This window comes from Lactobacillus sp. S2-2 (assembly GCF_021698855.1).
GTDB lineage: Bacteria > Bacillota > Bacilli > Lactobacillales > Lactobacillaceae > Fructilactobacillus.
The window spans coordinates 197,091-205,849 of sequence record NZ_WWFA01000003.1; the positions used below are offsets into that span (position 1 = coordinate 197,091).

Sequence of the window (8,759 nt, forward strand, 5' to 3'; positions counted from 1 at the left end):
CTAAAAAGAAAATATTAGTTCTAAAATATATGATGTGATTCTCAATGTATCCCTCCTTAATTTTTAAACTAACTACATCATAGTTGATTTCAACTGGTAAATCTATCGAATTTTACATGGTATGATAGTTACAACAATTACTTAACTAATTCGGTGGTATTCAATAATGAAAATAAATTATAAAAAAATTTTATTAATAATTGGAATCTTATGTTTATTTATAAAAGTAAATCATAATAATAATCCATTTTCTAAAATCATTTATGGTGGTTTAGAAATTATTCAAGGAATAACAATTCTTGTTATTTTTTATTTATGTATAAAACTAGTTTTTAATATCAGTAAATCTTTAAAAACTAAACCAAATAAAAAAATTAAAAAGAACAAATATGATGTTACTGATTATCAAACTGATGATGATCGTAATGATGATGGATTTGGAACTTTTAACAATGAATATGGTGGTTATGATCACTATGATCAAGACGATTCAAACTAAAATATTGATATAGGTAAACCATCCTAATACATTATTAAAACATTAAAAAAGACTCGAGTTCTCAGCTCAAGCCTTTTTTTATAATAAATTTCTGACCATTTCTTTATAAGCATCAATAATTTCCAAAAAACTATTTACAGTCGTATGCTCATTAATTTGATGAGAGCTACCTTCATTATCAGGACCTAAGATAACTACTGGCAAGTCAGATTTATATTGAACAAAGACACTTGCATCAGTTGCACCATTATCAATTTGTTTTTTAGGTTCATGCTTTGTGTAATATTTTTTGGAAGCTTCAATAGCAACATCAACTAATTTTGCATCTGGTTCATTTACGACCGGATAAAAATTATGAATTAATTCAAATTCTAAATCATATTCAGTTGTCTGATTAATCTTTGCCAAAGTCTTTTGAATGATTTCAATGATTGCTTCATTTGTCCCCGCTTTAGTTGGACGAATATTCCCCTGTAATTCTGCATGGTCTGGAATAATATTCACTTGAGAACCACCGTCGATCACGGTCACACTATGTTGAACATCCCCTAAGATTGGATCTGTGGGTAAATCATTAAAGATCGTTTTTTCTTGATTAATATATTCAACCAATCCACTAATGGCGTTAATTCCATTTTGAGGAACTGAGCTATGATAAGCCTTACCATGACTGATAATCCGATAATTTAAACTTCCAGAATGCGAATAGGTCACATTTCCCTCGGTCGGTTCACCAACTACCATGTAACTTAAATCTTTAATTTTACTTTGGTCAAAATGGTAAGCCCCTTGAGCTCCCAACTCTTCTCCAGAAGTTAAAAGTAAGCGGACTCTTCCATTAATTGGCTGATTACTTTCTTTTAATTCAATCAAAGCAATTATTTCAGCAGCTAATCCACTCTTCATGTCAGCTGCACCACGACCATAAATTCGAACTTCATCAATTGTTGCCTTAAAGGGATCAGAATTCCACTTTTCTAATTGAGAAACCGCAACTGTATCCTGATGTCCCGTAAATCCTAGAATCATATCACTATTTTGATCCCCGATTTCAGCTACTAAATTAGCTCTGCTTTGATCAAATTCATCAATCTCTGCTTTAATGCCATATTTCACTAATAAATTTTGAATATACTGAGCTGATTCTAATTCATTTCCGTTAATTGTATTGATCGCAATTAAATCACTTAATATTTGTAATTTTTCTGATTCTTCCATGATTATCATCTCTTTATTTAAATTTTAAATTCCAAGCTGGCACTTCATTTTCACCATAAATTTTTTCAATCTCTTTTTTTGTTTTTTCACTTTGATATGCTTTAACTAAATTTTTGACATTTTTATCTTGAGCATTATCTTTTCTTGATGCAATCACATTCACGTATTGTGCAGCATTTGTATCTAATTTCTCTGAGAAAATTGCTTTTCTTGGATTCAAATTAGCAGCTAAGGCAAAGCCACTATTTACGGTCGATGCACTCACGTCATTTAAAACACGAGCGGTTTGTGAAGCATCAACTTCTTTAATCTTCAAGTTTTTTGGATTAGAAGTAATTGATTTAACCGTTGCTAATGGTTCATTTTTTAACTTAATTAATCCAGCACTTTCTAGGACTTTCAATCCACGTGATTCATTATTAGTATCATTTGGAATTGCAATGGTTCCATCATTTGGAATTTGACTTAAGCTAGTATATTTCTTTGAATAAATCTTCATTGGTGCAATGATGGTCTTTCCGGCAGTTTTTAAATTAGTTTTATTTGATTTATTCCAAACATCTAAGAAAGCCTGAGTTTGAAAAGCATTTACATCAGTATCTTTATTAGATAATGCTTTATTAGGTTGAGAATAATCAGAAAAGTTTTTAATTTTAACTGTTAGTCCGTATTTATCTTTGGCTGTCTTAGAAACTGAATTCCATAATTTCTCATCTTGTTTTGATCCAGTAATCATCCCTACTGTAATCGTATTGGCTTCTGTCTTACTTGATTTAAAGAAACTTTTATAACCGACAAAGACAATTAAAATAATTACGACAATTGATATTAGATACTTTAGAGTTTTATTCATTATTAATTTCTCTTTTATTTAAATTTCAAATCCCAAGCTGCTTGTTGATTAATTCCAGTTTGTTTTTTAATTTCTTTTTTAGTTGCTTCAGTTTGATATGCTTTAACTAAATCTTTGATAATCTTTTTATCTTTATCTTTCTTATTAGCTGCAATGAAGTTAACCCATTGATGTGAGTTTTTATCAAATGGTGCAGTGTAAATTGCTTTCTTTGGATTTAGACTTGAGCTTTGAGCAAAGTTACCATTAACCACTGAAGCTGCTTCATCATCTAATACACGAGGAGTTTGAGAAGCATCAACTTCATCAATCTTGATATTTTTAGGGTTTGAAACAATATCTTTTTTGCTGGCAAATTGATGAGTATCATTTAACTTAATTAATCCAGCACTTTGAAGGGTACGGAGTGCTCTTGATTCATTATTAGTATCATTAGGAACAGCAATTTTGGCATTCTTTGGAATTTCAGTAACTAATTTATATTTGTATGAATAAATTCTCATTGGTTCAATTACTGTATCGCCAACGGCCACAATGTCTGATTTATTTGCTTTATTCCAATTTTCTAAGAATGGATAATTTTGAAAGGCATTAACATCAATATCTCCACTAGATAATGCTTTATTAGGCTGTGAGTAATCACTAAAACGTTTAAATTGAACTTTTAATCCATATTTATCTTCTGCTGTTTTAGCAACTTGTTTCCAAATATTATCTTCTTGCTTTGATCCAGACATAATTCCTACTTTAATTGTATTTGCTTCACTTTTACTAGTGTGAAAGAAACTAAAATATCCCACACATACAATCGCAATTGCGACTACAATCCAAATAATTCGTTTAACTAATTTACTCATGATAATCCTCCTAAGATATGTAATAGTTTAAATAAAAAAAGCACTCATCCCTATTTCTAAGGACGAATGCTTCGCGATACCACCTTGATTTATAGACTTCTTACAAAATCTACCTCAATAAGTTACTCCATACGTACAAGAATAACTTTGTAATGATATCGGTGACAAACCCGTTATCGACTAATTGTTCATCGATAAAAACTCCAAGCCCATCTTCAAAGTCTGCAAATCATTTCTTCACACCAACCAGAAACTCTCTTAGATCATTCAACTTTTACTCTGCTTTTCCATTTATTTAAACTATTTTTATTTGTCTATCAATATACATAAAAAGAACCTCAATAGTCAAGAAAAAACTTTTCAAAAATAATTTAGAACTTTTTTAAACCTCTTATAACTTTATCTCCTTTTATCATCATCTCAAGTGTTATATAATTAGCATGTGGTATATACAGAAATGTTATATGCAAGAGTAGTAATAATATTTCAAAGGAGTGAAAGTAATTGACAAATGCAACCCGTGCTTTGTTTGTACTTTTTGGTGGAACTGGTGATTTAGCTGTTAGAAAGCTTTACCCATCTATCTTCAACCTTTACAAAAAAGGTCTTTTAGATACTAAGTTTGCACTATTAGGTTTAGCAAGAAAGCCTCTTTCTAACGAAGAATTTAGAGAAGTAGTTAAAAATTCAGTAGAAAAACATGCTGAAAGTCAAGAACAAGCTGAAGAATTCGCCAGCCATTTCTATTTTGAAGTTCATGATGTTACTAAAGCTGAAGATTACGAAAAGCTTAGAAATAACTGTAATGAATTAGATGAAAAATATGATTTAAATGGTAATCGTGTATTTTACGTTTCAATGGCACCAAGATTCTTTGGTATGGTTGCCAATGACTTAAAAAAACAACGCGTCTTATCTGAAAATGGTGGTTTCAACCGTTTAGTTATTGAAAAGCCATTTGGTAAAGATTACGAATCAGCAGAAGAATTAAATAATTCATTAAATGCTGCATTCGATGAAGATCAAATCTTTAGAATTGACCATTATCTTGGTAAAGAAATGGTTCAAGACATTCCAGTAATCAGATTTAGTAATCCTATGATCAATGCAGTTTGGAACCATAACTACATTGAAAACATCCAAGTTACTCTTTCAGAAAGCCTAGGTGTTGAAGAAAGAGCTGGATACTATGATACTGCTGGTGCATTACGTGATATGATTCAAAACCATACAATGCAAATTGTTAGTTTGCTTGCAATGGATGAACCACAATCATTTGTGGACCAAAATATCCGTACTGAAAAAGTTAAAGTATTACAGAGTTTAAACTTCTACGACGAAAACGGCGCAAAAGAAAACTTTGTTAGAGGACAATATGGTGAAAGCTCTGATTCAAAAGCTTACCGTGATGAAGATGGTGTTCCTGAAGATTCAATCAATAACACTTATGTTGCAGGTAAATTAACTTTCAATACTCCTCGTTGGGGTAATACTCCTTTCTACATCAGATCAGGTAAAAAATTAGCTGATAAATTCACTCGTGTTGATGTTGTCTTCAAACAACCAGTAGTTGATATTTTCTCAAATAGTGGTCTTGAAAGCGGCATTACAAACAATGTATTAACCATTTACATTGACCCACGTGGTGGAGTTTCATTCAAGATGAACGTTAAAGATGCTGGACAAGGTTTCCATACTGAAAAAGTTGATTTAAGTTATCTTGAAAATGATGCTCGTGCTGAAGTTGTTCCAGAACCATACGAACGTTTATTCCATGACATCTTAAAAGGTGATGTAACTAACTTTGCTAGTTGGCAAGAAGTTGCTGCTGCATGGAAATTCGTTGATCCTGTTCAAAAATTATGGGATACAACTAAACCTGACTTCCCTAATTACACACCTGGTACTATGGGACCAAAAGCGGCTGATGACTTATTAGCACGTGATGGTCACAAATGGGTTTATCCAGAAGATAAATAATTTATAAAAAGCGTGAAAACGCTATTTTGTCCTTTCACAATTCTATGAACCAGTGGTAAAATAGAATTGTGAATATAATAATTAATCATTGAAAAGGAAGGTATATCATGGCTGATAAAAAAGCAAATATTGGTGTTGTAGGTATGGCTGTTATGGGTAAAAACCTTGCCCTAAACATTGAAAGTCGTGGCTTCAACGTTGCAATTTATAACCGTACTACATCAAAAACAGAAACTGTAATGAAAGATCACAGTGAAAAGAATCTTGTTCCTGGTTACACTATTGAAGAATTCGTTAACTCATTAGAAAAACCTCGTACTATTATGATCATGGTACAAGCTGGTAAAGCTACTGATGCTGTTATCGACGAATTACTACCACTTCTTGACGAAGGCGACATCTTAATTGATGGTGGTAACACTAACTTCCATAACACTATGGAAAGAAGTGAACGTCTTGCTAAATCTGGTATTAACTTTATCGGAATGGGTGTATCAGGTGGTGAATTAGGTGCCTTAAGAGGTCCTTCACTTATGCCTGGTGGACAAAAAGAAGCTTACGATCTTGTTGCACCAATCGTTGAAAAAATCGCTGCTAAAGCTGAAGACGGTAAACCATGTGTAGCATATATCGGACCTAACGGTGCTGGTCACTACGTAAAAATGGTGCATAACGGTATCGAATACGGTGATGAAGAATTAATCGATGAAAGTTACAACCTTCTTAGAAATGCTGCTGGTTACTCAGTTGACCAATTAGCAGACATCTTCAAAGATTGGAACGAAGGTGAACTTAACAGTTACCTAATCGAAATCACTGCTGATATCTTAACTAGAAAAGATGACTTAGGTGAAGACAAAACTAAACCTATCGTTGACATGATTCTTGACCGTGGTGCTAACAAAGGTACTGGTAAATGGTCATCAGAAGATGCATTAAACACTGGTGCAAACCAATCAGTTATTACTGAATCTGTTTATGCTAGATATATCTCAATGATGAAAGACGAACGTGTTGAAGCTTCAAAAGTTCTTAACGGACCAAAAGAAGCTCCTAAAGCTAGTGATGATTTAGTTGAAAAAGTTAGACAAGCATTATACTTTGGTAAAATCATGAGTTATGCTCAAGGTTTTGAACAAATGAGAATGGCTTCTGACTTCTACAACTGGGACTTAAAATACAACGAATTAGCTCAAATCTGGCGTGAAGGTTGTATCATTCGTGCACAATTCCTACAAAACATTACTAATGCTTACGAAAAGAACCCAAGCTTGAAGAACTTATTAATGGATGACTACTTCTCAGACATCGCTAATAAGTACCAAGAAGCAACTAGAGATGTTATCGCATTTGCTTCAAAAGCTGGTATTCCAGTTCCATCATTATCAGCTGCATTATCATACTACGATTCATTCCGTTCAGAAGTATTGCCTGCTAACTTATTGCAAGCACAACGTGATTACTTCGGTGCTCACACTTACGAACGTACTGATCGTGAAGGTAGCTTCCATTACCCATGGTACGAAGAACAATAAAATAATTTTTATTGCAAAAAAGCTCAAATTGATTTTGAGCTTTTTTTATATACATAAAACTTGTCTTATCTAAAAATAATAAGTATAATTAAGTTAATAAATAAATTGGAGGTGAGATAACATGAATATCGAATATGAAGAGCCTGGATCGCATTATCATCCGTCGTCAAATGAGTTAAATTTTATTGTTATCTCACCTGCTTTTAATATCTAGGTTATAAGCGAGATACGATAACAATAAAATTGATAACATAATAATTTTGTTGTTATTAGTATCTCGGCATATATTTATAATCATTGACGTGTTAATTAAATATAAATAAAAATAATTTTATTAAGCTTAACCTTCTAGGAAACTTTTAGGGGAGTTATTAATAATATATAAATTTAAACATTATAAAAGGAGCATCCTAACTGGATGCTCCTTTTTTTTATTCTTTATTTTCTTTAATTGATTGTAAATATTTTAATCCTTTTTCATGATCATATTCTTTTTCTGATCGACTAATTACAACAGTTGCTAATGAATTACCAATCACATTAACAGCAGTACGTCCCATATCGATAAAACGGTCGATTCCAGCGATAATAGTTAGTCCAGACATTGGAACATTAATACTTGATAAAGTAGCTAATAAAACCACAAATGAAGCTCCTGGCACTCCTGCCATTCCTTTTGAAGTAATCATTAAAACAACAATTAATGAAATTTGTTGTCCCAGACTTAAATGAATATTATAGGCCTGTGCTAAGAATAATGCAGCAAGTGATTGATAGATTGCTGAACCATCTAAGTTAAAAGTATAACCTGTTGGAATTACAAATGAAACAATTGAACGAGATACTCCAAATTTTTCCATTTTTTCCATTGTTTTAGGTAATACTGATTCAGAACTTGCAGTTGAAAATGCTAGAACAATTTCACTTTTAATCACTGTTAGAAGCTCAAATAATTTGAATTTACAAATTCTTGCAACTATTCCCATGACGATAAGAACGAAGAAAGCCATCGTGAAATATGTTAAAAAGACAAAGAAACTTAATGGAATTAAGGCTTTGATTCCAAGTTCAGCTAATGTAACTCCAATTAATGCACATACACCAATTGGAGCAGTACGCATAACCCAATTAGTTATTTTAAACATTACTTGAGAAACAGAATCTAGAAAATCAGTTATAATTTTCCCCTTTTCACCAATTGCTGCCGTCCCTAATCCAAAGAAAACTGAGAAGAAAATAATTGGCATCATATCACCCTTACAAAGTGATTCGAATATATTAGTTGGAATTATTGCCATAATATGCGCCCAAAATCCTGTTTTAGAAGTATCTTGAGCTGTTGAGATATATTGGCTTACATCAGTTGTATTTAATGAATGAACATCAATAAAATCACCTGGATGAGCTACATTTCCAACTATTATTCCTAATATAATAGCAATCGTTGTCATTAATTCAAAGTAAAGAATTGTTTTTCCACCGATTCTTCCTAATTTATGTATATTACCCATACTCGATATTCCAACTGTTAAACAGGAAACAACAATTGGTAAAACAATCATTTTAATTAAACTTATGAACATTGTTCCAATATTTTGCATCGCAGTAATTGCTGTTTTATTTTGATAAAAAATAATCCCAAAAAAGATTCCTAACGCTAATCCAATTAGAATTTGCCATCCTAATGAAAGACTGAATTTCTTACGTGTTTCCATAAAAATTTTGCACTTCCTATTCTTCAAACTTATATCCAATATAGCATAAAAAAAACCGCTTAACCATAGTAGATTAAACGGTTTTTACAAATTGCGCGGCAA

The 8,759-nt window shown here is 32.0% G+C and carries 7 protein-coding genes and 1 other annotated feature; of the genes, 3 read left to right on the top strand and 4 right to left on the bottom strand.

Features of this window, described 5'->3' with window-relative positions; translation table 11 throughout:
- Window positions 1–166: 166 nt before the first annotated feature.
- Window positions 167–499, top strand: coding sequence for a hypothetical protein (locus GSH19_RS04350; RefSeq protein ID WP_237026875.1), 333 nt, complete (start codon window positions 167–169; stop codon window positions 497–499).
- A 78-nt stretch (window positions 500–577) separates the two neighbouring features.
- Here the strand turns inward: GSH19_RS04350 and GSH19_RS04355 are convergent, their stop codons facing one another.
- The 3 genes from GSH19_RS04355 to GSH19_RS04365 are packed head-to-tail and all read right to left on the bottom strand — an operon-like array spanning window position 578 to window position 3,427.
- Entirely contained in the window at window positions 578–1,717 is a 1,140-nt protein-coding gene (locus tag GSH19_RS04355) for an ArgE/DapE family deacylase (RefSeq protein WP_237026876.1), read from the bottom strand.
- Window positions 1,718–1,730: 13 nt separating this feature from the next.
- Window positions 1,731–2,570 (bottom strand): MetQ/NlpA family ABC transporter substrate-binding protein, encoded by an 840-nt coding sequence (locus GSH19_RS04360; RefSeq protein WP_237026877.1) that lies wholly within the window; start codon window positions 2,568–2,570, stop codon window positions 1,731–1,733.
- Between the two features lie 14 nt (window positions 2,571–2,584).
- A complete protein-coding gene (locus tag GSH19_RS04365; RefSeq protein WP_237026878.1) occupies window positions 2,585–3,427 on the bottom strand; it encodes a MetQ/NlpA family ABC transporter substrate-binding protein in 843 nt (280 codons plus the stop codon).
- Window positions 3,428–3,482: 55 nt separating this feature from the next.
- Window positions 3,483–3,726 (bottom strand) — a binding site (T-box leader).
- Between the two features lie 205 nt (window positions 3,727–3,931).
- On the opposite strand from GSH19_RS04365, the gene zwf reads away from it, so the two are divergent.
- A complete protein-coding gene (gene zwf / locus GSH19_RS04370; RefSeq protein ID WP_237026879.1) occupies window positions 3,932–5,407 on the top strand; it encodes a glucose-6-phosphate dehydrogenase in 1,476 nt (491 codons plus the stop codon).
- Between the two features lie 107 nt (window positions 5,408–5,514).
- Window positions 5,515–6,942: an NADP-dependent phosphogluconate dehydrogenase gene (gene gndA / locus GSH19_RS04375; protein WP_237026880.1), complete on the top strand. Its 1,428-nt coding sequence runs from the start codon at window positions 5,515–5,517 to the stop codon at window positions 6,940–6,942.
- A gap of 431 nt (window positions 6,943–7,373) precedes the next feature.
- Here the strand turns inward: gndA and GSH19_RS04380 are convergent, their stop codons facing one another.
- Window positions 7,374–8,657, bottom strand: a complete 1,284-nt coding sequence (locus tag GSH19_RS04380) for a dicarboxylate/amino acid:cation symporter (RefSeq protein ID WP_237026881.1) — start codon at window positions 8,655–8,657, stop codon at window positions 7,374–7,376.
- Between the last annotated feature and the right edge of the window lie 102 nt (window positions 8,658–8,759).

What these genes read in the sequence shown, in the direction of transcription:
- GSH19_RS04350 (WP_237026875.1), top strand. Translation starts at nt 167, where the DNA reads ATGAAAATAAATTATAAAAAAATTTTATTAATAATTGGAATCTTATGT.
- GSH19_RS04355 (WP_237026876.1), bottom strand. Translation starts at nt 1,717, where the DNA reads ATGGAAGAATCAGAAAAATTACAAATATTAAGTGATTTAATTGCGATC.
- GSH19_RS04360 (WP_237026877.1), bottom strand. Translation starts at nt 2,570, where the DNA reads ATGAATAAAACTCTAAAGTATCTAATATCAATTGTCGTAATTATTTTA.
- GSH19_RS04365 (WP_237026878.1), bottom strand. Translation starts at nt 3,427, where the DNA reads ATGAGTAAATTAGTTAAACGAATTATTTGGATTGTAGTCGCAATTGCG.
- gndA (WP_237026880.1), top strand. Translation starts at nt 5,515, where the DNA reads ATGGCTGATAAAAAAGCAAATATTGGTGTTGTAGGTATGGCTGTTATG.
- GSH19_RS04380 (WP_237026881.1), bottom strand. Translation starts at nt 8,657, where the DNA reads ATGGAAACACGTAAGAAATTCAGTCTTTCATTAGGATGGCAAATTCTA.